1 protein-coding gene is annotated in these 288 nt (G+C 42.0%); it reads left to right on the top strand.

Going from position 1 to position 288, the window contains the following annotated elements; genetic code table 11:
* Window positions 1–180, top strand: a 180-nt coding sequence (grpE, locus tag C1G53_RS09025) for a nucleotide exchange factor GrpE (RefSeq protein WP_105118429.1), incomplete at its 5' end; no start/stop codon positions are given.
* Window positions 181–288 lie beyond the last annotated feature (108 nt).

The raw sequence follows: 288 nt of genomic DNA, 5'->3' as shown, positions 1-288 counted from the left end.
AAAGAAGAAGGGGTGGAAGAAGTCGCAACAGATGTCTTTGACCCAAATCTTCACATGGCCATTCAAACAGTCCCAGCCACAGACGATTGCCCAGCAGAACACATCGCACAAGTCTTCCAAAAAGGCTACAAGCTGCATGAACGCTTGCTGAGACCGGCTATGGTAGTGGTGTCGGAATAGTCGCTCTGCTATTTCCCAAAAAAGAAAACCTGACCGAAATGTCATTAAACTAGGCTAAATTGAACATAAAAAGTAAATTAAAAAGAGGTAACACATATGTCTAAAATT

The organism is Streptococcus suis (genome assembly GCF_002960445.1).
Taxonomy (GTDB): Bacteria; Bacillota; Bacilli; order Lactobacillales; family Streptococcaceae; genus Streptococcus; species Streptococcus hyiners.
This window is presented reverse-complemented; position numbering and strand designations above follow the sequence as displayed.